This is a genomic window from Bacillus sp. FJAT-45066 (assembly GCF_002335755.1).
Lineage (GTDB): Bacteria > Bacillota > Bacilli > Bacillales > Bacillaceae_I > Bacillus_CD > Bacillus_CD alkalisoli.
The window spans coordinates 2,463,370-2,487,807 of the sequence record NZ_NISQ01000001.1; the positions used below are offsets into that span (position 1 = coordinate 2,463,370).

28 protein-coding genes are annotated in these 24,438 nt (G+C 36.1%); 15 read left to right on the forward strand and 13 right to left on the reverse strand.

Translation table 11 applies throughout. The annotated features are described in order from the left end of the window. The first annotated feature begins 28 nt into the window (after positions 1 to 28). From CDZ92_RS12570 to CDZ92_RS12580, 3 genes are all read left to right on the forward strand, one after another. Positions 29 to 976, forward strand: coding sequence for a heme-dependent oxidative N-demethylase family protein (locus tag CDZ92_RS12570; RefSeq protein ID WP_096155553.1), 948 nt, complete (start codon positions 29 to 31; stop codon positions 974 to 976). 62 nt (positions 977 to 1,038) lie between these two features. Continuing rightward, the gene (locus CDZ92_RS12575; RefSeq protein ID WP_141395224.1) at positions 1,039 to 1,419 is read left to right on the forward strand and encodes a dimethylamine monooxygenase subunit DmmA family protein; all 381 of its coding nucleotides are present in this window, start codon (positions 1,039 to 1,041) and stop codon (positions 1,417 to 1,419) included. 15 nt (positions 1,420 to 1,434) lie between these two features. Further along, positions 1,435 to 2,400, forward strand: a complete 966-nt coding sequence (locus CDZ92_RS12580; RefSeq protein WP_227521538.1) for a PDR/VanB family oxidoreductase — start codon at positions 1,435 to 1,437, stop codon at positions 2,398 to 2,400. A 57-nt stretch (positions 2,401 to 2,457) separates the two neighbouring features. On the opposite strand, the gene CDZ92_RS12585 is transcribed toward CDZ92_RS12580, so the two are convergent. Then, entirely contained in the window at positions 2,458 to 2,781 is a 324-nt protein-coding gene (locus CDZ92_RS12585) for a hypothetical protein (RefSeq protein WP_406564902.1), read from the reverse strand. Positions 2,782 to 2,996: 215 nt separating this feature from the next. On the opposite strand from CDZ92_RS12585, the gene CDZ92_RS20510 reads away from it, so the two are divergent. From CDZ92_RS20510 to CDZ92_RS12620, 10 genes are all read left to right on the forward strand, one after another. After that, complete coding sequence (locus CDZ92_RS20510; RefSeq protein WP_369679946.1) at positions 2,997 to 3,242, forward strand: hypothetical protein; 246 nt, start codon at positions 2,997 to 2,999, stop codon at positions 3,240 to 3,242. Further along, positions 3,166 to 3,684 (forward strand): DUF421 domain-containing protein, encoded by a 519-nt coding sequence (locus CDZ92_RS12590; RefSeq protein ID WP_369679947.1) that lies wholly within the window; start codon positions 3,166 to 3,168, stop codon positions 3,682 to 3,684. Before CDZ92_RS20510 ends, CDZ92_RS12590 begins: the two co-directional genes overlap by 77 nt. Positions 3,685 to 4,035: 351 nt before the next feature. After that, positions 4,036 to 4,908, forward strand: a complete 873-nt coding sequence (locus CDZ92_RS12595; protein ID WP_096155555.1) for a nitroreductase family protein — start codon at positions 4,036 to 4,038, stop codon at positions 4,906 to 4,908. A 57-nt stretch (positions 4,909 to 4,965) separates the two neighbouring features. Beyond that, positions 4,966 to 5,277 (forward strand): hypothetical protein, encoded by a 312-nt coding sequence (locus tag CDZ92_RS12600; protein WP_141395225.1) that lies wholly within the window; start codon positions 4,966 to 4,968, stop codon positions 5,275 to 5,277. 15 nt (positions 5,278 to 5,292) lie between these two features. Continuing rightward, positions 5,293 to 5,415, forward strand: coding sequence for a hypothetical protein (locus CDZ92_RS20335; protein ID WP_255249814.1), 123 nt, complete (start codon positions 5,293 to 5,295; stop codon positions 5,413 to 5,415). 155 nt (positions 5,416 to 5,570) lie between these two features. Further along, on the forward strand, positions 5,571 to 5,768 hold the full coding sequence (locus tag CDZ92_RS12605; RefSeq protein ID WP_096155557.1) for a hypothetical protein: 198 nt from the start codon (positions 5,571 to 5,573) through the stop codon (positions 5,766 to 5,768). Positions 5,769 to 5,835: 67 nt separating this feature from the next. Next, a complete protein-coding gene (locus CDZ92_RS12610; protein WP_096155558.1) occupies positions 5,836 to 6,513 on the forward strand; it encodes a YdeI/OmpD-associated family protein in 678 nt (225 codons plus the stop codon). A 463-nt stretch (positions 6,514 to 6,976) separates the two neighbouring features. Beyond that, the gene (locus tag CDZ92_RS12615; protein ID WP_096155559.1) at positions 6,977 to 8,665 is read left to right on the forward strand and encodes a glutamine--tRNA ligase/YqeY domain fusion protein; all 1,689 of its coding nucleotides are present in this window, start codon (positions 6,977 to 6,979) and stop codon (positions 8,663 to 8,665) included. 160 nt (positions 8,666 to 8,825) lie between these two features. Further along, a complete protein-coding gene (locus CDZ92_RS20340; protein ID WP_255249854.1) occupies positions 8,826 to 8,966 on the forward strand; it encodes a DUF6241 domain-containing protein in 141 nt (46 codons plus the stop codon). 124 nt (positions 8,967 to 9,090) lie between these two features. Next, positions 9,091 to 9,636, forward strand: a complete 546-nt coding sequence (locus CDZ92_RS12620) for a LysM peptidoglycan-binding domain-containing protein (protein ID WP_096155560.1) — start codon at positions 9,091 to 9,093, stop codon at positions 9,634 to 9,636. Between the two features lie 49 nt (positions 9,637 to 9,685). On the opposite strand, the gene CDZ92_RS12625 is transcribed toward CDZ92_RS12620, so the two are convergent. Further along, positions 9,686 to 9,934 (reverse strand): YuzF family protein, encoded by a 249-nt coding sequence (locus tag CDZ92_RS12625; protein ID WP_255249855.1) that lies wholly within the window; start codon positions 9,932 to 9,934, stop codon positions 9,686 to 9,688. Positions 9,935 to 10,224: 290 nt separating this feature from the next. On the opposite strand from CDZ92_RS12625, the gene CDZ92_RS12630 reads away from it, so the two are divergent. Further along, positions 10,225 to 11,031, forward strand: coding sequence for a hypothetical protein (locus CDZ92_RS12630; RefSeq protein WP_096155561.1), 807 nt, complete (start codon positions 10,225 to 10,227; stop codon positions 11,029 to 11,031). Between the two features lie 354 nt (positions 11,032 to 11,385). Here the strand turns inward: CDZ92_RS12630 and CDZ92_RS12635 are convergent, their stop codons facing one another. From CDZ92_RS12635 to CDZ92_RS12670, 8 genes are all read right to left on the reverse strand, one after another. Beyond that, positions 11,386 to 12,588 (reverse strand): DUF2812 domain-containing protein, encoded by a 1,203-nt coding sequence (locus CDZ92_RS12635; RefSeq protein WP_096155562.1) that lies wholly within the window; start codon positions 12,586 to 12,588, stop codon positions 11,386 to 11,388. After that, positions 12,585 to 12,914: a PadR family transcriptional regulator gene (locus CDZ92_RS12640; protein WP_176483764.1), complete on the reverse strand. Its 330-nt coding sequence runs from the start codon at positions 12,912 to 12,914 to the stop codon at positions 12,585 to 12,587. The genes CDZ92_RS12635 and CDZ92_RS12640 overlap by 4 nt, the downstream gene beginning before the upstream one ends. 145 nt (positions 12,915 to 13,059) lie before the next feature. After that, the gene (locus CDZ92_RS12645; protein WP_096155563.1) at positions 13,060 to 14,991 is read right to left on the reverse strand and encodes an FtsX-like permease family protein; all 1,932 of its coding nucleotides are present in this window, start codon (positions 14,989 to 14,991) and stop codon (positions 13,060 to 13,062) included. Then, positions 14,981 to 15,751 (reverse strand): ABC transporter ATP-binding protein, encoded by a 771-nt coding sequence (locus CDZ92_RS12650; RefSeq protein ID WP_096155564.1) that lies wholly within the window; start codon positions 15,749 to 15,751, stop codon positions 14,981 to 14,983. Before CDZ92_RS12650 ends, CDZ92_RS12645 begins: the two co-directional genes overlap by 11 nt. Before the next feature lie 84 nt (positions 15,752 to 15,835). Next, positions 15,836 to 16,837 carry a sensor histidine kinase gene (locus CDZ92_RS12655; RefSeq protein WP_096155565.1) on the reverse strand — a complete coding sequence of 334 codons (1,002 nt, stop codon included), beginning with the start codon at positions 16,835 to 16,837 and terminating at the stop codon, positions 15,836 to 15,838. Continuing rightward, positions 16,830 to 17,537 carry a response regulator transcription factor gene (locus tag CDZ92_RS12660; protein ID WP_096155566.1) on the reverse strand — a complete coding sequence of 236 codons (708 nt, stop codon included), beginning with the start codon at positions 17,535 to 17,537 and terminating at the stop codon, positions 16,830 to 16,832. The genes CDZ92_RS12655 and CDZ92_RS12660 overlap by 8 nt, the downstream gene beginning before the upstream one ends. A 158-nt stretch (positions 17,538 to 17,695) precedes the next feature. Beyond that, positions 17,696 to 19,546: a YhgE/Pip domain-containing protein gene (locus CDZ92_RS12665; RefSeq protein ID WP_255249815.1), complete on the reverse strand. Its 1,851-nt coding sequence runs from the start codon at positions 19,544 to 19,546 to the stop codon at positions 17,696 to 17,698. Between the two features lie 2 nt (positions 19,547 to 19,548). Further along, entirely contained in the window at positions 19,549 to 21,549 is a 2,001-nt protein-coding gene (locus CDZ92_RS12670) for an efflux RND transporter permease subunit (protein WP_176483765.1), read from the reverse strand. A gap of 212 nt (positions 21,550 to 21,761) precedes the next feature. Here CDZ92_RS12670 and CDZ92_RS12675 point away from each other — a divergent pair, with 212 nt between their 5' ends. Further along, a complete protein-coding gene (locus CDZ92_RS12675) occupies positions 21,762 to 22,328 on the forward strand; it encodes a TetR/AcrR family transcriptional regulator (protein WP_319830044.1) in 567 nt (188 codons plus the stop codon). On the opposite strand, the gene CDZ92_RS12680 is transcribed toward CDZ92_RS12675, so the two are convergent. The 3 genes from CDZ92_RS12680 to CDZ92_RS12690 form a co-directional block, all read right to left on the reverse strand. Continuing rightward, on the reverse strand, positions 22,300 to 22,527 hold the full coding sequence (locus CDZ92_RS12680) for a hypothetical protein (RefSeq protein WP_141395226.1): 228 nt from the start codon (positions 22,525 to 22,527) through the stop codon (positions 22,300 to 22,302). The two genes, CDZ92_RS12675 and CDZ92_RS12680, sit on opposite strands and share 29 nt — an antisense overlap. Positions 22,528 to 22,734: 207 nt before the next feature. After that, positions 22,735 to 23,244, reverse strand: a complete 510-nt coding sequence (locus tag CDZ92_RS12685; protein ID WP_096155571.1) for a response regulator — start codon at positions 23,242 to 23,244, stop codon at positions 22,735 to 22,737. 77 nt (positions 23,245 to 23,321) lie between these two features. Then, on the reverse strand, positions 23,322 to 24,362 hold the full coding sequence (locus tag CDZ92_RS12690) for a fatty acid desaturase (protein WP_096155572.1): 1,041 nt from the start codon (positions 24,360 to 24,362) through the stop codon (positions 23,322 to 23,324). Positions 24,363 to 24,438 lie beyond the last annotated feature (76 nt).

Sequence of the window (24,438 nt, forward strand, 5' to 3'; positions counted from 1 at the left end):
CTACTCTGATAAAAAGGTGTGAACGAGAATGAATAGGCTCGATAAGTTTCCATATCCATTCAAAGAAGATGTATATCGCTACAGTAATAATTCTATCATTCTGGAGCAAGAAACAAGTGTTGAAATTACATTGAATTACGAAAATGAAATAAACTTAAAACGTAACCTATTAATAAATAACTATTCTCGCTGCTACCAATCGTCGTCACATACAAAAAAGGTACAGTGGGAAGTCGTAGAGTTACTATTAGAACATCTAACACACTATTATCCTAACATGTTTTCTTTGAAAAAAAGTAACAATAAGTGGATTTTCCACAATAATATACTTGATGAAAGTCAGGAGTTTATCTTCGGAGATGAATCTTCCCTCCAACAAGAACCGCTAGATTTTATCGGGCGACATGTGCAAGAAGACTTACTCATTATGACACAACGAGATGGGGATTTGTTTTTAGACGCTGGGCAATTATGCTTTCCAGCTAATTGGTCACTTGCCTTCAATCTTGGAATGTCTTTTAAAGATATTCATCGTCCTATTCCTGGATTCAAAGAGGAAGGCTTAGATGACAGGATCCTTACTTTTCTGCTCGGTTTAGAAGCAGGAAATCCATGGTGGCGTAAAAATTGGTCGCTAATGGCTGGAAATCGTTTAGATACTTCACTAGAAACGTTTAATGAGTGGGGACAAAATAGAAAGAAAGTTACAAAGGAAAATGCGGGAGAATTTGTACATTTGAGAGTCGAAGTACAAAAACTTTTTCGACTACCTCGTTCCAACTCTATTTTATTTACCATTCACTCACATGTACTCCCTCTTTCCGATTTTATAAGTAAGAGAGAGTGGTTAGAACAGTTTTATCACATTCTAAGTGAACTTCCACCACACATTGTCGATTACAAAGGGATTTCCTTATTTAAAGATGAGGTACTAGCCTATTTAAAAGAACAGTTAGAAAGTAGAGATGGTAAATGAATGAACTACCATTGTTGATCTCTGGCAAACGAAAATATATTTTTTGTGGATGTGAGAAAGGATTGGCACTCTTATCCCCACTTCATAATCAAGTTGTAGATGCTACAATTGAAGTTATAAGTTTAGAAGATAAAGAGTTGACGAGGAAATTAAGAAACCAAAAGATGGGTACGTTCCTCTATGTTGCTACTACTTGGGGAAATTTGAGTCGAGTTAAAAGGTTGGCTATGGAGATAGGTTATACCGAAGAAGAGTCACATTTTATTGGCTATGGAGAAAAGAGGATACAGATATTTTGTTGTCGTTGTCATGGGCTGATGAAGGTAAACGAGGTACCTGTAAACATTGAAGTTACTTGCATCCACTGTCATTTATTATTATCCGTATCTGATCATTATTCAAAGGAAAGAGACGCCTTTCTTGGTTATGTCGCAAAGCTATAGGCAGAGGTGTTTTACTTGAAAAAACAAAAAGAAATTCCTGTATATGTAAAATACATTACTATTGAAACTCCGAAAGTGAAGAGATTTACATTGGCACCAATGAATGGCGCTACTCTTCCGCCTTTTAGTGCTGGCTCACATATAACTACATACATCCGAAAGAATGGGAGTTTGTTAGAAAGATCTTACTCTCTCAACAGCCATCCAGATAAAACAGGTACGTATGATATTTCCATTTTATTAAGTGACACCTCAAAGGGAGGTTCTCACTACTGGCACACGCAAATAAAAGTTGGCGAACAGTTGACCATTAGTTATCCGAAAAATTACTTTCCATTAAGCTTTAAGGCAAAGCATCATGTTTTTTATGCTGCTGGGATTGGGATTACTCCTTTCTTATCTATGATGAAAGAGCTACAAGAGACCGGTGGCTCATTTGAACTTCACTACGCTGCTAAATCAAGGGAGCTATGTTCATTTTACTCTCTTCTAAAAGAATATTTTCGAGAACAATGTACATTTTATTTTTCAGAGGCGGAAGATTCAGAACGTCTCTCACCATTAACCCTTTTAGAACACAATATTGGCACACACGTATATTTCTGTGGACCAGAAACGTTTATTGCTGAATTCTCCAATGCAGCAATTGAATATGGTTATCCGAAATCAAGCATTCATTTTGAACGTTTTTCTCCTCCTGCGCCTAAAAAAACATTACCTTTTGAAGTAGAGTTAAAAACGGGAGAGACTGTATTTGTTTCCAAAAATCAAACATTATTAAACTCCTTAATTCTATCAGGAATTAATGTCCCTTACTCTTGCCAAGTGGGAAGGTGTGGCACTTGTGAGGTTAAGGTGTTAGAAGGAGAAGTTGATCATTATGATCAGTTTTTAAGCGAGGAACAAAAGTATTTGAACAAAAGCATACTGACTTGTGTTTCTCGTGCTAAGTCAGAACGATTAGTCTTAGATATCAATTAAAAAAGTAACCTTCTTCACCTTTAATAGGTAAGAAGGTTACTTTTTTATCGTTTGTTCTTAGTAATAGTATTGGTACGGGTATGGTTGGTAGTAGTATGGCGGTGGGTAGCCGTATCCGAAACCTGGTCCTGGTGTTAGTAGTGCTCCCGTAGCTAAGCCTCCTAGAAATCCTAAACCAAGGCCTGCTCCTCCAAAGCCCCCTCCAAATCCTGGACGTCCGAATCCTCCAAAGCCAAAGCCTGGTCTTCCAAATCCTCCACCGAATCCTGGTCTTCCGAATCCTCCACCGAATCCTGGTCGAAATCTTTGGTTATTTACATTCATTAACGTGTGCTGATCAAAAGTTTGATGGGGCATCATAGTTTGAAAATGTTCGTTCAATGTAAATCCTCCTCGTATTTTATTTAATACAGTAGATAATATGCGGTAATTGCCTATTCGGATTGGACGATGGCCTATGTTTAGGGAATTTATAGCTAGTATTAAAATCAAGAAAAACTTTTCGCGGTTATATCTTTGAAAATACCATAAAGAATAAAATCTCCCATTCTAGTCAAAAATAGATAAAAAAGGTTGTTAGTTTGGGAGATGTTGACATGGACTTTACAGATATAAGCATAAAAGTCATTATTGGGTTTTTCTTGCTCTTTTTTATAACAATCATTTTAGGAAGAACGACTATTAAACAATTAACCCCTTTCGATTTTGTCTCGGCAATCGTACTTTCTGAGTTATTAGGAAATGCCATTTACGAACAAAATGTAGGTGTTTTTTATATCATCTATACGATTGGTTTATGGAGAGCTTTGCTTATTATTATGGAGAATCTTATTAAAGTTTAAGAAAACAAGAGCTTATTTAGAGGGAAAGCCATCTATCATTATAAGAGATGGAAAAATTGACCGAAAAGAGTTAAAGAAAAACAGAATGAACTTAAATCAATTGTTAAGTTTACTAAGGCAAAGTGAAACATTTTCAATTCGAGAAGTGGCTTATGCAATACTTGAAACGAACGGTTCTATTAGCATTTTGAAGAAAAACTTGTTTCAGAAAGTTACACTGGAAGATTTAAATATTGCACCAGCTCCTACTTATCTATGTACATCCCTCATACTAGATGGTGAAATTGTAGAAGATAATTTATCGGAATTGGGCTTTGACAAAACGTGGCTTGACCAACAGCTTCAAGCTCAAGGAGTATCATCTGTGAAAGATGTATTGTACGCGGATTGGATTAAAGATGGTGGGATGTATATTATTCCATTTCAGAAGACAGGTTCTTAACAAAAGAGACAAAAATTCGATTTTTAACAAAGGAAGTAAATTTATTTATTGAAAAAATTAGGTGTTTATTTCTAAAGAAGCTATCCAATACTTTATACTGTCTCTCGTTTTAAATTATTGTCGATGAAGATCATTTTTTCTTTTTTCTTATCCAAAATGAACTTCATCTGCCTTATCCAGTTCATCTTCTTCTTTTTCTTTTGCCAAAATGAACTTCATCGTAAATCAAATACTCTCGCTCCTCCTCTGCTTTCTTTATTTTTTCATATAAATGATGCTTTTTCGTTGTTGTCTTGGAGTTTTTGTACTTATACTATTATTAAATAAATATGTTTAGCGAGAGGAGAACGCATGGCTACTAACATTTCTTTGATTGAAACAATGCGCGCCAGACAATCTGTAAGAACATATGAAACAGAACGCTTAAGAGATTCAGATATTGATAAATTAACAAGTTTTATAACGAATGATCAGAATTTAATCGGACCGTTCGGCAATAAAGGTCACATTGATTTTATACACATTAAAAACAACGTTACAGATAAGGGCTTTAAAATTGGAACATACGGTTTTATTAAAAACGCACAAGCTTATTTTGTTGGCAAATGCGTAAACGAAAAGTACCCTTTAGTGGAGTATGCATATATTTTTCACAAAGCAACTCTATATGCAACACAGTTAGGAATCGGTACATGTTGGATGGGTGGCACATTTACAAGAAATTCTTTTGAAAGAGAAATTCAAATGCCTGATGGGGAGTTTATTCCTTGTGTATCACCTCTAGGCTATCCAAAGGAAAAACAGCGAGTGTTTGATAAAGCACTTCGTTTTGTCGTGAAAGCAGATAATAAAAAGCCGTGGGAGAAACTATTTTATCATGGGAGTTTTGATACATTTCTATCAAGAGATGTTGCAGGGCTTTTAGAAACTCCAATCGACATGGTAAGGCTAGGGCCTTCTGCTTCCAACAAGCAACCTTGGAGATTAGTACTTTCTGAAGATGGTAAATCATGTCACTTTTTCATTGAACATACACCAAATTACAGTTCATCCTTCGGTTACCTTATGCAACTATTAGATATGGGCATTGCAATGTGTCAATTTGAATTAGCTTGCCAGGAGTTATCTATCGGTGGTGATTGGTCTATTGAAAATCCTAGCATTTCATTATTAAATGAAAATACGGAATATATTGTAACCTGGAAACTAGAGCAGAAGAGTTAATTGTTCTTAAACAATAAAAGGATATTGTTTTGCTTTGTAGAATATGATGATTAGTAGATGAGCGAAGTAGGTGGTGAAAGTATAATGATCGTATTAGCAGCCACAATTTTAGTATTAACTCTAATCATAGGTGTTATTTTAAGCAATGGAAAATGGAAAGACAAGAAATTTATTGTATGGGGCATTATCACAATGGTTTGCATTGCACCATTATTATCTTGGATTGTCTCGGTGCAGTATGGAATTAAAGAAGGAGACGGTTTTGCTGGCATAGCATTAATGATGGTTATGTTTCCGATTATTTTTTTAGTTGGGCTTATCATTCTATTCATGGGGGTATATCGTCAAAAATACCCTAAATATTCATAAGGAGGTACATACACGATGGAACAAAGTCTTTTCAAACAGATGATTATTATTCGTAAACGTACGGTTTCGTTATTAGAGAAAACACCTGAAAGTATTCTTTTAGAAATACCAAAAGGATTTAATAATAACTTATTATGAATTTTGCCCATATTTTTTGGGCCCAGGAAGTGTTGATGCATTCGTTTTTAAAAGAAGAGCATAATTGTTCTTCTGAGTTTCAAGAAATGTTTAGTATCGGAAGCAGTCCAAATAAATAGACAACAGAACCTCCCTCAATTTCTGAAATTAAAACAATGTTAGAGGAACAGCCAAACCGAATAGTACAAACATTCTCTGGTAGATTGGAAGAAGCAGGAGAAAAACCATTCTCGCTTGGTCCTGACGTTACGCTTAATACCGCAGCAGAGGTATTAAATTTCGTCCTATGGCACGAAGGTTTACATCAGGGAGAAATAAATGCCATGTTAAAGTTACTTGGCGAAAACAAATAGATATACGTTTATTATTAATGGATTTGGTCAAACCTTTAGATGAACTAGTTTAATAGGGAGAGAGCAAATGAATTCAACTAAAAGCATTACAGAGAAATTGAATTTCAAAAAATATCCAACTAAACTCATTTTGAATGTGCCTGCAGGGTATAAAGATTTTGAGGAAATCCAATTCGACTCCGCTATTGTAAAAGAAAAATACCATTTAATCTTTTTCTTTATTTTCAAAATAGAGCAGTTTAGGGAATATGTAGAATTAATTATTAACAAGCAATTACTTGAAGACAATGGCTATGTTTTTTTCGCATATCCGAAAAAGAATAACCCTAAATATGAAGAGTATATTGAACGAGATACTATCTATAGTCCGAAACATTTAGATGAAAATGGCTTTTTACATGGCAGCAATATCAAATTTTCACGAATGGTTAGTTTAGATGATGTGTTTACCGTAATTGGATTTAAAGCGGAAGCACAAAAAAAGAAAAAGGCAACTAGTTCTCCTCCTGTTAGCCAATGCGTAGATGATTATATTAAACATGTGGAAGATATTAAGGAATATTTGAAAGACGATAGCAAGGTCCTTCAAATTTATAACAACCTAACATATGGCTACCAGAAAGATTGGGCAAGATATGTGTATAGCGCGAAGAGAAAAGAAACGCAAGACAAGAGGCTAGACCAAATGAAGGAAGTATTACTAGAAGGCTATAAATCGATGGATTTATATAGAAGGAAAAAATAGATTATCACGGCTGGGACAAAACTATGTTTATTAAAGGAAAATTCGAACAATATGCCCTAATTAACTTGGGATAAGTCGGATTTTTTTCTTTTTATTCTATAGAAGAATGTAAAGATTGTTATTCTTTCTAGCAGATGATTGGAGCGCAAGCCGTAGACTCCTGCGGGAAAGCGTGTTAAGTGAGACCCCACAGGCGCTTGCGCCGAGGAGGCTCACGAGACCGCCCGCGGAAAGCGAAGGCTTGCGCTCCAATCATCTGCGGCATTTAAAAGGGTGTGTACATTATTGCTGTCTTAAATATAATCATTCGTCTTTGAAGAAACTTCTAACTTTTTTGCACTCACTTTCAATTGTGATACAATTATAAAATTGAATAGTGTATAATGCTTATTAAATAAGATTTGGGCCTGGTAATCTGTCTAGTTGACCCAATCATCACATAACAAGAAAGGTTGAACAAAACGTGGATCATAATTCCAACTTTATCCGTAATATTATGAAAGAAGATTTGGAGTCTGGTAAGCGAAGCCATGTTATTACTCGTTTCCCTCCAGAACCTAATGGATACTTACATATTGGTCATGCAAAATCAATCGTTATTAACTTCGACTTAGCAGACGAGTTTAACGGTAAAACGAACTTACGCTTTGATGACACGAACCCTTTAAAAGAAGATTCTGAGTACGTTCATGCGATTAAAGAAGATGTGAAATGGCTTGGCTACGACTGGGACGGACTATTTTTCGCATCTGATTATTTCCAAGAAATGTACGACAGAGCTGTTCTTTTAATTAAAAAAGGAAAAGCATATGTTGATGACCTTTCTGCAGATGAGATTCGTGAGTACCGTGGCACATTAAAAGCACCTGGTAAAAACAGCCCTTACCGCGATCGTTCTATTGAAGAGAACTTAGACCTTTTTGAACGTATGCGTAACGGAGAGTTTGGTAACGGAGAGAAAGTATTACGCGCGAAAATTGATATGAGTTCACCGAACATTAACTTACGTGACCCTGTTATTTACCGAATTGCCCATGCAACTCACCACAATACAGGCGATCAATGGTGTATCTACCCGATGTACGCGTTCGCTCATCCTCTAGAAGATGCGATTGAAGATGTAACTCATTCCATCTGTACAGTAGAGTTCGAAGACCAACGCCCTCTTTACAACTGGATTGTACAAGAGTGTGAAATGACAAGCACACCACAACAAATTGAGTTCGGTCGTTTAAATATTACGAACGCTGTGATGAGTAAGCGTAAACTGAAGCAACTTGTGGACGAAAGAATTGTTGACGGATGGGATGACCCACGTATGCCAACTATTTCTGGTTTACGTCGCAGAGGTTACACGCCAGAAGCAATTCGTACCTTCGTTCGTGAAACAGGCGTATCAAAAGGTTCAGGATTTGTAGATTCACAAATGCTTGACCACTTTGTTCGTGAAGATCTAAAACTGAAAGCACCTCGTACAATGGGTGTTGTTCGTCCTTTAAAAGTGGTTATTACGAACTACCCTAAAGGGCAAGTAGAATTTTTAGATGCAGAAATTAATCCTGAGAATCCGGAAATGGGTATGAGACAAATTCCATTCTCAAGAGAAATTTATATTGAGCAAGAAGATTTCATGGAAAATCCACCGAACAAATACCACCGTCTATACCCTGGTAATGAAGTTCGTCTAAAGCATGCTTACTTTATTAAGTGTGAAGAATTCATTAAAGACGAAGACGGAAATGTGGTGGAAATCCACTGTACGTATGACCCTGAAACGAAGAGTGGTTCTGGATTTACTGGTCGTAAAGTAAAAGGTACGATTCACTGGGTAGAAGCAACTCAAGCTATACCAGCAGAGTTTCGCTTATATGAGCCGTTATTAACGACAGAAGAGCCTGAGGAAGTAGTAGCAGAAGGTACTGCTGGAGAAGAGCAAACGGAAACAGTGGAAAAATCTTTCTTAGATCAAATTAACCCTAATTCTCTTCAAGTATTAAATGGTTTTGTAGAGCCAAACATGAAAAGCGTGGCAACACAAGAGAAGTTCCAATTCTTTAGACACGGTTACTTCAATGTGGATCCAAAGCATACGACTGAAGAGAAATTTGTATTTAACTTAATTGTTTCGTTAAAGAGCTCGTTTAAGCTTTAGGATATAAGAAAAAAGGTCAGAAGCCATTTTTATTATGCTTCTGGCCTTTTTTAATCCGTTACATAATGTATGACTACTATAAGAGTAACGAATGTTTTATTTCTATTTACAAAATTACGTTTTTCAATAAACGAACCGTAATGATGAAATTGATTCATCTATAGTTTCATCCCTCGATTTTAGTCATGCAGTGCAAGATCATAATCCAATATGGTCTCTACAAAATGGAACGGTTGGAAAAGCGACGAGGCTCTTAACGGAAAGAGAACAACTCCGATATGCTAGAAAACACTTTAAATAAAATGCCTAGGGATACTATAGTTCCCTAGCTTTTTCTTTTTGTATCGAGCGTTTTTTCAGGTTGAAACAAAAATCTAACTAAATCATATATTAGTCAAAGAAAACATTTAATGGAGGAAATCAATATGGTCTACGTCATTCAACCTGGCGATACCCTTTATTCATTGGCAACAAGATTTAACACGACTTTACAACTTTTAATGGCTTATAACGCTGAAATAGAGAATCCTAATTTAATATATCCTGGGCAAATTATTCAGTTACCACCTCGGGAGTTTTCGTATACTCTATGCCCTGTATTAAGACAAGGAGACCGCGGTCCAAATGTTAGTAGAATTCAATTTATGTTACAAACTGTTGGTCTTTATCGAGGAGTAATAGATGGAATATATGGGCCACTCACTCAAACAGCTGTACTTACTTGGCAGCGTAACACTCGCGAGTTAGAAATGACAGGTATTGTAGATGCGGAAACATGGACTTCGTTAGGGTTTCAATGTGAAGAACGCCCGATAATTGGTCAGTACATTGTCAGGCCAGGGAGTTCGTTATTCAAAATCGCTATTTGGTTTGGTACTTCTGTAGAAAGTATCCTACGAGTAAATCCTCAAATCCAACATCCTAACCTTATTTTTGGTGGTCAAGTGATTAATATCCCAGCTGCTATGTAGGTAAAGGACAGCATGTATCGTGCTGTCCTTCGCGCTTTAACATTTAGATTTAGTTATTATCAGGCATTATCCATACAATTTGGCATAAACGTACTAAAAAAGTGGAGTCATGTTCTTGAATGGCGACATGATCTGGTTTTACATCTACAACTGTTCCACTAACAGATCCACGTGTCGTATCTAATACTACTCGCTTTCCATTCAAGTTAGTTAGGGCAGTATACACATACGGCTCTACGACTACAACTTGCATAGGACCATTCGTATTCATTTGCGGTTGCGTACGGTAAGTATACATATTGTTCAAAATTTCCCCTCCTAGATTATTATCCATCTCAACATATGTTTACATTTCTGAAATGGTTACTCTTATACATTGGAAAGACGGTTCATTATTTTATTATCGTTTTTATTAAATGTTAATCTAGATAAAATTCCATTGATGTACATAAGTTTTTTACATATTAATCAAACGTTTGTTTAAACATTACTATGCTACTATAGTTAATGTTTTTTGAAACTTTTTTCTATTTCGTTCGTTATGTATGTATGGAGAAATTCGGATTGTACTAACTAGGGGGATGGAAATTGGAGAAGCAGATGAAGATTTTAGCTTTCCTACTTATAGGAAGTTTGATTTTAAGTATTTATTCCGTATCAAAAGTATTTGAGGTAGAAAATAATTCACGCCAAGAAGTGATTTATTTGCGATCTGAAATTAATCGGCTTACATCTAATATAGATAACATGCAATATGAGCTCTATGAATTAGTGGAGGCAAACAGATTTATTAATCATGTAGAGTTTACTCCGAAATCAGTAGTAAATGAAAACTTTGTTCATGTGACAGCTGTTTGGACATTTAATGAATTAGATAATGACGCTGAAGTAATTTTTTCTTATAGAAATACCTCTAGTAACGTTTGGGAAGAAATAAAAGCTACTAGTTTGAATCTCACACAATTTGAGGCGAACGTTGTGCTAGCCTCTAATAAATCGTACGAATATCAAATAACAGCAGTTGGGGGTACAACAAAATCTTCTACTGTCGATATGATTCCAGATACTTCACATAAGCGCCTTGTGCAGTACGAGAGCGAGTTTGGATCTGACGGTAAAGATAAAATAGGTTATTTTAACATAGCCGTACATCCGGCGCAGTCACCGTTAGAAGAATTCCGAGTTAGAGAAGTTAAAGTTCACATTACTTATGGTGATGGAACGGAAGGTGTGGAAGAATTACAACGTAGAGCTGGTACTTACGGATATTATCAAGGCGAACTGAATACAAAAAACATGAAGAAGCTTGAGCTTGAAGTAGTGTACCAAGATGGCTATTCAAAGAAACGCGAGATTTATCCTAACGAAGGCAATTTTGACGATAAATCTTGGTGAGAACATAAGAATAAATAAAGAGTCTGGGACAAAAAAGCTTGTGAAGTTCAACTTGTCCTAATAAATTAATGCCAGATGAACTTCATAGAGTCTATGAAGTTCATCTGGCATTTAAAATTTGTTGTTGTTGAACTTCATAAGACCTATGAAGTTCATCTAACATTAAAAGTTTGTTGTTATTGAACTTCATAAGGCCTATGAAGTTCATCTAGACCTAAAAATTTGCTGTTGTTGAACTTCATAAGGCATTAAAATTACAGGTGCCATGCACCACCCGAAAAATCTTGTTTCACATCATAAGGCCTATAAATTACAGGTGCCAGTTACACACCGAAAAATCTTGTTTCACGCACACTACCTCTCCGTGCTCGTTTCTTTTTTCAATCGGAAATAGTACATCCACGACCTTGTGATAAACGACCCAAATACAATAATAGTTATTAAGAACATAATTATATTGAATTCATTTATACTCCACGTATCCGATGTGTAGATATACATCAAATTAAAACCCGTAATAAACAAATACATAAGCACCATTGGTGTGAAGAGAATTGAATAGGCTGATGCAACACGCTTTGCGTGTTTCAATAGATGTGTTTTATCACTATATAAATGAGGAGAAATCTCCCCTTCATTATACTCTTTACTCCAAATTGTCCACTTTTGTAATGCGGTTGCTGAGCTATAAACCTGCTTCCATCCTGCTTGACGATGTATTTCAAAGTAACTTTCTTTCGAGAAGTTTTGATAGTCCGCACAATATTTTACTTTTCGTGACTTTCCTTTTAAGAAAATAAACGTTGTTCCTAGCTTGTTGACTCTATAAAGATTATTTCCTTCGGCTTCCATTTTCTCAAGCCATTTCTCCGTTTTGTCAGGAGAATAAAACCAACCAAACTTCCTTTTCTTAAACAACTTTCCACTCTTCCTAAATTCCTTTTCTTCCTTCTTCGTTAGAATCGTTACTGTCTGAAAATTACTTACAAAACTAGACTTTACATGTTCCTCAGACAACATTTTATTCGTTCGATGAATCTTAATAACGGAATATACCATTAGGATATAAAAGGCCGCAATAATACCAAATACCGTATATGTGATGAACCAAAATGGACTCTCTTCCACTTCCATCGGGATATTAGTAAAGTAAGCTGCAGAAAATATCGCAAAGTTCGTAAATGCCACAAAAGAAAAGTAAAAAAGTAAGAAGTAATATAAGTAAGTGATTGATCTATTTCTTTTAATTATCCCTTCTCGACTCGTAAAGGATTTAATTTGTTCTGGTACACTTTCATTGGCGGTTACAAACCAACCTCCACTTTGTGCAACGATTTCCCAACCACCATCTGTAAGTGTTTTGGACAAAGTGGCTCCTTGATTTTTATCTCGGCCAATCCGATATGTCACAGCCTTTGATTCTCCTTTTTCAAAAGAAAAGCCTCTTTTAAAGCGATGCAGTTTATGTAAGTGATACCCTTTTGCCGCTTGTTCCGATAGCCATGTTTCAGTTTTCTGCACATCAAAACTCCATAATGGCCTAAATCGAGTCATCATATAAACTCCCCCTCATACTTTATGGCATTCCCGTGAAGCTCTTTCAACCTATTAATCTCCGCTACTATAAGTTGTTTGCCGACATCCGTAATTTCATAAACTGTCTTTCTTTCTTCATCAGAAAATACAGTAATAACTCCATCCTTTTGCATCTTTGTTAACGTCCCATAAATCGTACCAGATCCTAAACGGATTCTAGCGTTCGATATCTCTTCTACATGTTTAATAATTCCGTACCCATGTCGAGGATACGTGAGAGACAAAAGAATATAAAACGCAGTCTCTGTCATCGGTATATATTTTTTTAATACTTTTTCTATATTCACTTCAAACACCACTTTCTGAACAACAAGTAATGTCACACCTCGGTATGTCATGATACGACTATATCACACCACGACATACAAAACAAGAAAAAATTTACAATTAAAAAGGCCGAAGTATGTTCCCTTCGACCTGAAAAATATGATCTTACAATAACTGCTTCCACATCTTCCTTCGTGCATAAACGTAATAAATTGTTTGTATGGCTAAATAAATCAAGGATATAACAAGGAAATTCTTGAATAGATTTGGATTTTGCAAAATCCCACCAACATCTTTTGCTAAAGTAAGAACATAGACAAAAGCAAGGCAACTGCCTAGTAATGGTGCAAAAAAGAATAAAACGGCTAATTCCTTTGAAATGTTCGCTTTCATTTCTTTCGATGTAATTCCAATCTTAAATAGTTTCCTATATTGCTTTCTTTCCTGTTCAACATCTGAGAATAAACTTAAATATAACAGAATAAACGTTCCAAAAAAGAACATTACACTTAAGAAAGTGGAAACAAAGAATAGGATGGCTCCGGCGTTTTTTTCCGAGTCATACTCCTTCACTCGAGATCTGACATCCGGATATGTTTCCTCCATCTCCTCATCTAAATTAGCCTCATTCCACTCTGTTAAACTCTTTTCTAGTTCAGTCACCGCAAAGCTAGTATTCTTCCAGTTGTCTGTATTTATTAAATGAATGTTATATTCCACTCCGACTACATTTTGCTTTAAAGCATCTAGCTCCCCATCATTCAAAATAAAGTACTCGTATCCAATATTCACCTTTCTGTCCACGAACGCCTCTTGTTGAGGTAGCGTTACATTCTCCCCTTGCACCTTAATAGTGAGTCTATCCAAAGGCTCATCCATATACGTATATTCAGGATAGTTATTTAAAAAATAGATAAATTCACCTTCGCTTAAGACTTTCTGACTTCCGGTTAAACTATTAAAATCAGACAACCTTACAAAAGCATAATCATAGAACCAATTTTCAGCATGTTTCACCGTGTGTTCAAAAACTGGTAAAACCAAATGATCTGTCAACGGATGCTCTTTTTTATCTAAAATAGAGTAAAGTTCCTCTTCGGAGATTCGATTCTTTGTTTCTGATTCTACAAAGGTCAGTGTATACGGATTACGTTTGGTCACTTGATCTTCCGTCGATAGGTAAATAAACAATATAACGGAACTATAAAATATTGTGACCATACTCATTACCGTAACAAGCATTAAAATTCCTGTTTGCTGTTTAAACTTGTATTCTAAGTTGGACAAAAATAACAATCTACGAAAATAAAATGGTTTATACTTTTTTGCCATTTCAATAAAAAAGCTCATGCATTGAGACAACGCTACATAGAGACCTAGTAACAAAAGAATAGTAAACAGTAGTAGAATACTGCCATCACTTCCGCCGTAGCTCGGGTTTAAATAGGTATAGTAGAGCATGAAGGCCGATCCGATTACGATTACAATTCCTACTCCACCAAAAAGCGGACTTTTAAACTTGAGTGAATCTGTCACCCTATCACTTTTTAAACTATGTGTAAGCGATTGTGTAACAGTTAAAATCAACGTCTTTCCTACAGAAACGAGATACACGAGTAAAAATGCACCAATAGATGCTTTAAACATTTCTACATTCAATTGAAACGGAACTTCGTCAAACCCAGTACTGTTCATTAACACTAAGAAAAACAGCCTTGAAAATACAGCACCAGTTATAATCCCTGAAATAATAGAAAGAACGGCAATAACTCCACTTTCTAGTAATAACAATTTACAAAAATCCTTGCTCGACATTCCAAGCGTCATAAACAAGCCAAATTCTTTTCTTCTTCTTTTAATAAATATTCCATGTGCATAGTTAATAAAGAAAATGGCAAATACAACTAATGCAACACCTGGTACAATTAATACCGTATCAATGGAATCTATCTGTTTAACTTCTACAATTTCTTCATTATAGTAAATCGTTGCAAACATGAAGAAAAATAAAACCGCAAAACTATTACATAAATAGTAAAACAAATATTTTTGCTTATTCTTCTTCGCCATCCTCCATACGAGTTGATTAAAGGTCATGGCTCCTACCTCCTAGAACGGCGAGGTTATCCATTATTTGATTGAGAAACTCTTTCCTATCTCCTTTTCGAACAATGGAGGAGTGAATTCGACCATCTTTTATGAAAACAACTTTACGGCAGTAACTTGCTGCAAACACATCGTGTGTCACAACAAGGACGGTTGTTTCCAGTTCTTGCACAATTTTTTCAAAACACTCCATAATAGTGGAAGAGGACTTGGAATCTAAATTACCTGTAGGTTCATCTGCAAAAACAATGTTCGGTTCATTCACAAGCGCTCGCGCTACCGCTGTACGTTGTTGCTGACCACCAGAAATATGGTACGGATATTTATGCAAAATATCACCTATACTAAACAACTTTGCTAGTTCTTCTATTTTTTCATCCATTTCTTCCACGATTTTCTTTTCTAATACCATTGGCAAAATGACATTCTCTTTTACTGTTAAGCTATCTAATAGATTAAACTCTTGAAATACAAACCCTAGCTTCTTACGACGAAAGATGGCTAGTTCATCCCCTGTCATATTACTAATTTCTCTTCCTGCGATATGCACTTCACCAGAGGTTGGTTTGTCTATGCCACTGAGCATATGTAATAGTGTTGTTTTTCCGCTACCAGATGGGCCCATTATGGCAATAAATTCACCCTTACGCACCGTCAAACTAACTCCATCTATTGCCTTTGTCGCTCCTTCTCCGCTCGCTTCTCCATATATCTTTACTAGTTTATTAGCATCTAAAATAACATCTGCCATACTAAATCCCCCTGCCCTGTAACTTGTTACCTTCATCTTACTAATAATTGTTTGTTACAACCATTTATCGATACAAAAAATACCTTACAGTTTTGTAAGGTATCGAATCGTAACAGTAGTGCCTTTGGAAACTTCCGAATGTATGAGAAGGTGGTGTCCTAATTTATCTGAAATTCTTTTACAAAGATAAAGACCAATGCCTGAAGAGTTGGAGAATTTTCTACCGTTTTCTCCTGTAAAAAAAGGTTCAAACACTCTTTCTAAATCATGCGGTGGGATTCCTACTCCTTCATCGATGATAGATAATGCCGTTTCGTCGCCTTCCAAACGAACTTGAAACCGTAGCTTTTTGCTTTCGTCCTCTACAGTTGAATACTTCACTGCATTCGAAATGATTTGCTCTAACATTACTTCATTCCATTTTGAATCCGTTATAACGAGGGCATGTTCCCGTTCACTTTTAATAACTGGAAAAACCGATTGATAGATAAATTCAACTTTTCGGTTGTTAATCAATTTTCTTAATGATGTAATAAGATCAACCGCTTGAACTTCCAAGTCGTTTTCAAAACGATCCATTCGAATCATCGTTAATCCTTGTTCAATCGACGTATGTAATCGCTTGTTTTCCGCTTGAATCTTTTCTAATATGGTTGGCCTTACCTCATTTTGCTTTTCTTTTTGTATCATAAGCTCTATAACGGAAACTGGCGTCTTTAAGTAGTGCATCCAATGTGATAAAAAATATAATCTTTCTTTGTTCTTTTCTTTTTGCTCATTTTTGTCTTTTGAGTGCTCTTGATTCTTTTTGTTTAATAAACGTAAAAATGCTTTCTGTTCTTCTGTGTAAGCGTGAAGCTCCGTATATTGATTGCATAATAGTTTTTCTAAAGCACGGTTTACTTGATAATAGCGAAACCAATCAATCAATAGGTACACACCAAGTAAAAATAACCCAATCGTTAGAGGGTATAAAACTTCGCTGTTTGCTCTTTCACTTAAGTGAAAAAAGGTAATGACCGAAATGATGTTAAATAGGTAAAATGCGATGAGAATGGCTCTATCTTTTATGAAGCGTTTAAACATCTTTTCGACCTTTTTCTGCTACCACACTTAACATATAGCCAACACCTCGTTTACTACTAATAACGTTCGCTAATCCAATGGCGGCAAGCTTTTGCTTTATTCTCGTCATATTTACCGTTAACGTATTATCGTCTACAAAAGTCTGCGAATCCCACACTTCTTCCATTAACACTTCTCTCGGAACATACGCATGATGGTGCTCGAGAAATTTCCTTAACAACTTGTATTCATTTTTACTCAGGTCGGTACTTTTTCCTTGATAGGAAGCAACAAGTGTTTGACTGTCCACGCATAAAGAATGAACACAAAGTTGAGTTGTGTCTTTTAGCGCATACTCTCCGTACACTCTTCGGATGGAAGCTTTTACTTTTGAATGTAAGATTTCAAATGTAAAAGGTTTCGTAACATAATCATCGGCACCAAGTTCTATCGCCATTATTTGATCCATTTCTGAACTTCTTGCAGAAATAATGATGATTGGGACGTTCGATTGCTGACGAATGCTTCGACATAAAAAATAGCCGTCATAGTATGGTAGATTAATATCTAACAAGACTAGATCAGGTTGGATGTATGTAAACTCATTAACTATGTTTTGAAAGTCGTTCGGTACGTGCACTTTATATCCGTAACGTTGTAGTTGATCACAAGTCAGTTCACATAGTTGAACATCATCTTCAATAAGCATGATTTTGTGCATTGTTTTGCTCCTTTTTACGGGGAAAGTGTATGATTTTGTATGTGCATCCTGAAAATAAGTATATCCGGATTTATCCATTTCTTTTACTATACTACTTTTTCACTTTAAGAAGTAAAGAAAAAGAGCCCTCTATCCCTAGAAGACCCTCCATCATAATTTTACCCTCTATCACGAGAAAACAAATCTAGTAAACGAGCCCAGAAACCTTTCTTCTTCTCTTCCACTTGTGCAGAGCTGTCTACTTCTGGTTTCTTTATCTTCTCTGTTTTCATAACAAACTGAACAGAGTTTACATTTTCATTTTCCGCTGAGACAAATGATACTGGCTCGTAGTCGGATTTATCGTAATCTGCAAGCATTTTATCAATTTCATCTCGCATTTGTTCTGGTAAATCATTTGTTGCTTCATATAACTTCTTCGTACCGTTCTCTAATCGGCCAACTCCTGCATCCAGTTCGTTCGTACCATTGGAAACTTCTACAATTCCAGAATGAATATCACGATAAGAGCGTGCTAATTGGTCCACACCATTCGTATAACTTACTAAGCCTGCGTGGAAATCTCCGTAACCTGTAGAAAATGCCTTCATCCCGTCTTCTAATTCTGTAATGTAAGAAAGCATATCCATATTTTCTAGTGCGTTCTTGAGCTCTGTGGCCAACACCTGTAACGAATTACTCCATTCACGCACATTTCCGCTTATCTCACGAAGCATTCCATCTACTTGTTGAAAATTTCCTCTTACACGTTCGTAAGCTTCTACTGCAGAAAGGCTAGCGTAATACGTTTTTAACAACCTATCAATGACTTCTTTTTCCGCACCACTATTGTACAGTTCTTCAATTTGTTCATCAGAAATAGAGTAAGCTGGTATTTCCTTCATAGCACCATCCAGTACGGAAAGTGCTTCTGAGTAACTTCCATCAAGCTTATCTAGCTCTTCCGCAATGGTACTTAAGGCAGTTGCTAGCTGAGAAAGATTTTCTGGCAGACCTTCGAGTTCAGTTAAATCCCATTCACTACTATCAAAAGAGCCTAAGCCATCGCTTATCGACTCACTAATCGTAGCAAGCGTCCTGTTGATTTCCGCCGATCCTGCCACTAGTTCAGAAGATGCTCCATTTATTTCATTCATGCCGTCTTGATATTGAGCAGAGCCATCACGTAAGCTTCTTACCCCACTATTTAAGGACGAAACTCCCGTTTTCAATTCAGAAACTCCGTTATGAATTTCTGCTATGGCATCTGCTAATGTCTTAATGTCATCTGTCAATCCATCCACTTCAACATCTAAGAAAAAAGATGCTGGAACAGCTGTAATTTCAATACCGTCCATCTCCAAATCAACTACATCTGCTTCAACAAGAAAGTCTCCTTCTTGCTCTGGCATAACCGTGAAGGTAACTCGCTTGTTTTTTCCAGCGTTTGCAATCATAGCGTCAGGAGCCTCTATATTAGTGAAAATTTCTGGTGAAAGTACAAGCCCGATTTGTAATAAGAAGTTTTCGTAAAACGAACGGTCTACTTTTTCATTTGCAGTCGTCTCGATTTTAATTTGCAGGCGACCATCTTTCCCTGCTAACTTTTCTGGCGCCATTTTCTCACCATTTAGAAAATAGGAAATCGTCATATTCCAAGGCATTTCACTCGTCTTATCCATATTCCCTTGATAATAAAACTTCCCTTTAGGTGCGTCTATTTTAACCGAATGATTTAGCTGCTCTAATTGGGATAAGTCCGTTAAATTTTTCAAACTACTATAATGACCGTAATCAATTATCGTTCCGGGCTTAGCCACGTCAAAAATATTAACTACAAAAATCTCATTCAGTTTGCCATCAGCACTTAACGTCGCGTATACTACTTCATCCTTGTCTGCCGCGATTCCATCAGACATTACCTCTTCTGATTTTTTCGTAGAACTATTATTCGGGGCCGCATCCACAAGAAATGAAGGCAAGAATAACAATAGCGCTAAGGAAACAAGTAAAAATCTCTTTTTTCTCATCATCATTTCTCCTTATAAAAGTTTGCTTTATATGTCGTTTTATTAATAAACTTATCAAACACTAACAACATCGCAGGTAGGAAACATAAAACCATCACGAAAGCTAGTAACGCCCCTCTTCCAAGTAGTAATCCGATGGAACCTACGATTGGATTGGAAGATGTGATCCATAAAATAAAGCCAACGCTCGAGAGAATCGCTGCGGATATCGAGATAGAGAATGTTTTTTCATCCAATGTGTGTTTTATCGCTTTTAAAGCTGGCATTTCTTTACGATGCTCTTTGTAAGCTTCTGTTAAAAGAATCGCATAATCAACCGTTGCTGCGAGTTGTACGGTACTTATTATTAAGTAACCTACAAACACGAGCGAAGTGTCCGTAAAGTACGGTACCGATAAATTGATCCATACTGCCGATTGAATTGTAATTAATAAAACTACAGGAATGCTGACAGACTTAAAAGTAAATAGAAGCACAATCGCAATAGTGACTATCGTCATTATATTTACTAAAGTGTTGTCTCGTTTCACCGTATTTTTTATATCAAACAATGTTACACTTTCCCCTAAAGTAAATGCTTCATCTCCATAATAGAACGAAGCTTTTTCTTGCACCGTCTCCACTAAAGAAAATGGAACATCTCCTTCTTTTCCTGCACTTGTATAAAGAATAATTCGACTATAGTTTTCTGAGAAAAAATCTGCTGTAATTGATTCGTCTAAATACTCCGGTGGAATAACTGGACCTATCATATTTACATAGGAGATAACGCTAGTAACATACTCAACTTCCTTTAATTCGTTTACGAGTTCCGTTTCCTTTACTAAATCCCCTTTTGGTACTAATAAAACTATCGGGGTAGACTCACCGAACACTTCTTCAATTACAACTAAATCGCTTCCTGCTCGAGTGTTTTCCGGTAATTCTCCGAGTCCATACGTAAAAGAAGTATTACTTTGAGCTAAAAAGCTCGGTACTAAAATAGCAAAAACAATGATTAAACTAGGGATTTTCATCTTCACCACTTTATCGCCGATTCCTTTGAAACTTGGGATAAAGTTTTTATGTTGTGTTTTGTCCATCCACTTATAAAAACATAATGTTAATGCTGGTAAAAACACCATCACACTTATAAAGCTTAGTAGAATGCCTTTTACAAGGTTTAAACCTAAGTCTGAACCAATCTCAAACTTCATTAGCATTAGCGCTGTGAAACCGAAGAAGGTTGTAGCCGCACTAGCTGTAATCGCTGGGAAAGACTTTTTCATCGCAAGCTTCATCGCTTGTTCAGGGTCTTCTACTCTTTCTCGATAATAAGCAAAACTATGAAGGAGAAAGATTGCATAATCTAACGATACGGCTAATTGTAAAATTGGTGCAACAGATTGTGTGACAAAGGAAATTTCTCCAATAAAAATATTTGTTCCTAAGTTTATAAGAACAGATACTCCAATCGCCGTTAAGAAAAATATTGGCTCCACCCATGAAGTCGTGGAAATGACTAAAATAAAAATAATAATTGGAACAAGAAGCGCTGCAGCGTATAGCGACTCATTGCCAGCCATTTTTTGCGAAGTAGCAGTATCAAGTGCTTCTCCTGCCATCGCATTTTCTTCGCCAATCAACTCATAAATAGCATCTGTTATCACTACTTCATCACCGCTACGGATATCTAAAGAAAACAAGGCCTTTTTGTCTTGGTAATAAGCCTCCACCATATCTTTGTCTGCCATTTCTAGCGGAGTTTTTACATCCATCACATCATCTAACCAAATAACATCCGACACTCCGTCAATGGCTGCAAGTTTTTCTTTAAAAAGCAATGCTTCTTGAATCGTGACGTCATTTATCATGACACGCGTATTCGGTACGGCTGCTGTAAATTCTGCTTCCATCACTTCTAATGCTTGTGTCGACTGAACATCATCGGGCAAATAATCTACCATATTATAATTAATAGTCACAAAAAATTGTGCCACAGCTGCCATGACGGCCACTATCATAAAAACGTATACAATTGACTTTTTATATTTTAAAATGAGACCTGAAATATCTATAATAAATCCCTCACTTGCGTTATTAGCGTAATCACTTTACCATTATATAAACACCGTGTTGGGTAATCAACAAACAGTTTATTTACTTACGTACAGTACACAACATAACAGGTTGTTTCTGTTGGATAACGTTAATATTGTCATAAAAAGGATGAGTTATGATGACTTCTAAAATGGATAGACGTAAAAAGTATACAAGAATGGTTTTGAAGGAAAGTCTAATGACACTTATGAAAGAAAAGCCAGTTTCAAGCATTACCGTAAAAGAACTATGTGAACTGGCTGACATAAATAGGTCTACTTTTTATTCTCATTACACAGATCAATTTGACCTTTTATTCAAAATAGAAGAAGAAATTATTGATGATATGAATAAAACATTAGGTCAATACAATTACGCGAAAGAAGAAGAAGCACTTCAAATGACGGAGAAAATGTTAGAGTATGTGGCGGAAAACAAGGATATATGCCACACGCTATTTAGTGAGCATGGTGACCCTTCTTTTCAAAAAAGAGTGATGTTCATTGCCCATCAGTTTACCGTAAAAAACTGGATGTCTAGTAATACCATCGAGAAAGAAACCTCCGAATATATAAGTATGTTTGTTGTGAGTGGAAGTATTCACGTTATTAAAAGTTGGTTAGATAACGGGATGGATAAATCACCGAAGGAAATGGCAGATTTGATGATTAAGCTTACGAATAAGGGGTTGGGGTCTTTTTGATTTTATAGTGGGGTGTGGTTGAAGTGGATTGGTGAGTTGGGGCTAATAACTCTTTTTCTTGTTGAAACGGTAATTTCCCCTTCAGATAGTTGGATAGTAGAACTTCATTTGCATTATCAATTTTATTTTCTTTTTTCTCTTGTGCAAACTGAACTTCATCAGCCTTATCAAGTTCACTTTTCCTTTTTTCACTTGGCAAAATGAACTTCATCCGCCTTATCAAGTTCATTTTTCCTTTTTTCACTTGGCATAATGAACTTCATCGGCCTTATCAAGTTCACTTTTCCTTTTTTCATTGGGCATAATGAACTTCATCAGCCTTAATAGATTTTGTTTTCCTTTTTTCGTTACACAAAATAAGTTCAAATCCACAAAAAAACGGGTGAATGTTTTTTCACATCCCCCGTCAACCTGTTGGTGTTTTTATTTTTTCCATCATAGTGGAGAAGTAGCTTTTTACTGTTTGAACTGTTTTGTTTTGGTGTGTGCCATTTTCAAGAGCATGATCACCTGTAACATAAATGCAGTCATCTAATAGTTCCGGAGAGTATAGTCTCTTTCCGTTCGCTATACTTCGAATGGAATTTGCCAACTCATCGCTAGGAGTATCTTTCAGCAAGTACCCTTTTACATTGAGCTCTAGAGCCCTTCTGAAATATCCGTCTCTAGCAAAAGTGGTCAAAATAACTACATGACATCGATGAGCTTTAAGTTCTTCCGCCGCATCAAGACCAGATTTTATTGGCATTTCCACATCCATAATACATATATCAGGGTCTAACTGATGAACAAGGTCAATGGCTTCTTCCCCATTACTCGCTTGCCCAACCACTTCCATATCGTCTTCTAAATTAAGTAAGGCACCAATGGCTCCTAGCAACATTTTCTGATCTTCGGCAATGACAATTCTCATCATTTATGTTCTCTCCCTATCAGACGACTCTCTACTCTTTATAAAGTAAAGACTTTCCTTCATCAGGAAAGTCTTTGTAGTTACTGTTGAGCTCCTGTTTTAGTTTGAACGGAATTGCTCTCTTTTAACAAATGCTTTACATCTCTAAATGTAACAAATGTCTTAGCCTCTTCGTCCCATAAGCGGAAACGCAGTGACTTTAAACTTGTCATAAGTGTAATCGTTGGAACATTGTTTAATGGAGGCGTATTTTTGTGTGCCTCTTCTAATTTATAGTTTGGTACTCTTGGACTTAAATGGTGAACATGGTGATAACCAATATTACCTGTTAAGAATTGTAATAGTTTAGGTAGTCTGTAGAATGAGCTACCTTCTACAGCTGCTTTCACATACTCCCACTCTTTATCTTCTTCAAAATAAGAATCTTCAAAAGTGTGTTGTACGTAGAACAACCAAACTCCTATAGAACCTGAAATCATAAAAATAGTTCCTTGTACGATTAAAAATGCCGGCCATCCAATTGCCAAGCATAGTAATACAACAGCTGTGACAATTAAAATATTTGTTAAATAAAGATTATTTTTTTCTTTTCTTCTTGCACCTTTACGGTTAAATCTATTTTTAAAAAGGAACACATAAATTGGACCTAAAATAAACATAACGAAAGGGCTGCGGTATAGACGGTACGCAATACGCGTTTTTAATGGTGCAGCAATATACTCTTCCACTGTTAGTGTCCAAATATCACCAACACCACGCTTATCTAAGTTACCACTTGTTGCGTGATGCACTGAATGCTCATATCCCCATTGGTCGAACGGGAATAATGTTAATACCCCAGTAAACGTTCCTACTGCTCTATTTAATTTACGATTTTTGAAAAAAGAATGATGTGTACAGTCATGGAAAATGATGAATGTTCTTGTCATAAATCCAGCTGCTAATACAGCAGGAACCAGCGCTAACCAGTAAGATACGGATAGACTTAAATACGTCAGATACCATAATAGGAAAAAAGGAACTAATGTGTTTACCAATTGCCATATACTTTGCATTGTTTGAGACTGCTCAAATGGTGCCACCTGTTTTTTAAGGTTTTTCGTGTTTTGTTGAATACTCATAAATCACATTCACTTCCTTGTGTTTTTGTTGTTATTCATAAGTATACCCAAACAAAAAATTCTTGTTAGTACCAGG

Bases quoted from the DNA above. Each gene is read 5' to 3' on its own strand.
- CDZ92_RS12670 (WP_176483765.1), bottom strand. From the start codon at position 21,549: ATGATAGTGGCCGTCATGGCAGCTGTGGCACAATTTTTTGTGACTATT.
- CDZ92_RS12610 (WP_096155558.1), top strand. From the start codon at position 5,836: ATGAATTCAACTAAAAGCATTACAGAGAAATTGAATTTCAAAAAATAT.
- CDZ92_RS12675 (WP_319830044.1), top strand. From the start codon at position 21,762: ATGATGACTTCTAAAATGGATAGACGTAAAAAGTATACAAGAATGGTT.
- CDZ92_RS12625 (WP_255249855.1), bottom strand. From the start codon at position 9,934: ATGTATACTTACCGTACGCAACCGCAAATGAATACGAATGGTCCTATG.
- CDZ92_RS12660 (WP_096155566.1), bottom strand. From the start codon at position 17,537: ATGCACAAAATCATGCTTATTGAAGATGATGTTCAACTATGTGAACTG.
- CDZ92_RS12645 (WP_096155563.1), bottom strand. From the start codon at position 14,991: ATGACCTTTAATCAACTCGTATGGAGGATGGCGAAGAAGAATAAGCAA.
- CDZ92_RS12635 (WP_096155562.1), bottom strand. From the start codon at position 12,588: ATGATGACTCGATTTAGGCCATTATGGAGTTTTGATGTGCAGAAAACT.
- CDZ92_RS12620 (WP_096155560.1), top strand. From the start codon at position 9,091: ATGGTCTACGTCATTCAACCTGGCGATACCCTTTATTCATTGGCAACA.
- CDZ92_RS12690 (WP_096155572.1), bottom strand. From the start codon at position 24,362: ATGAGTATTCAACAAAACACGAAAAACCTTAAAAAACAGGTGGCACCA.
- CDZ92_RS20335 (WP_255249814.1), top strand. From the start codon at position 5,293: ATGGAACAAAGTCTTTTCAAACAGATGATTATTATTCGTAAACGTACG.
- CDZ92_RS12685 (WP_096155571.1), bottom strand. From the start codon at position 23,244: ATGATGAGAATTGTCATTGCCGAAGATCAGAAAATGTTGCTAGGAGCC.
- CDZ92_RS12655 (WP_096155565.1), bottom strand. From the start codon at position 16,837: ATGTTTAAACGCTTCATAAAAGATAGAGCCATTCTCATCGCATTTTAC.
- CDZ92_RS12570 (WP_096155553.1), top strand. From the start codon at position 29: ATGAATAGGCTCGATAAGTTTCCATATCCATTCAAAGAAGATGTATAT.
- CDZ92_RS12650 (WP_096155564.1), bottom strand. From the start codon at position 15,751: ATGGCAGATGTTATTTTAGATGCTAATAAACTAGTAAAGATATATGGA.
- CDZ92_RS12665 (WP_255249815.1), bottom strand. From the start codon at position 19,546: ATGAGAAAAAAGAGATTTTTACTTGTTTCCTTAGCGCTATTGTTATTC.
- CDZ92_RS12595 (WP_096155555.1), top strand. From the start codon at position 4,036: ATGGCTACTAACATTTCTTTGATTGAAACAATGCGCGCCAGACAATCT.
- CDZ92_RS20510 (WP_369679946.1), top strand. From the start codon at position 2,997: ATGGACTTTACAGATATAAGCATAAAAGTCATTATTGGGTTTTTCTTG.
- CDZ92_RS12605 (WP_096155557.1), top strand. From the start codon at position 5,571: ATGTTAGAGGAACAGCCAAACCGAATAGTACAAACATTCTCTGGTAGA.
- CDZ92_RS12600 (WP_141395225.1), top strand. From the start codon at position 4,966: ATGAGCGAAGTAGGTGGTGAAAGTATAATGATCGTATTAGCAGCCACA.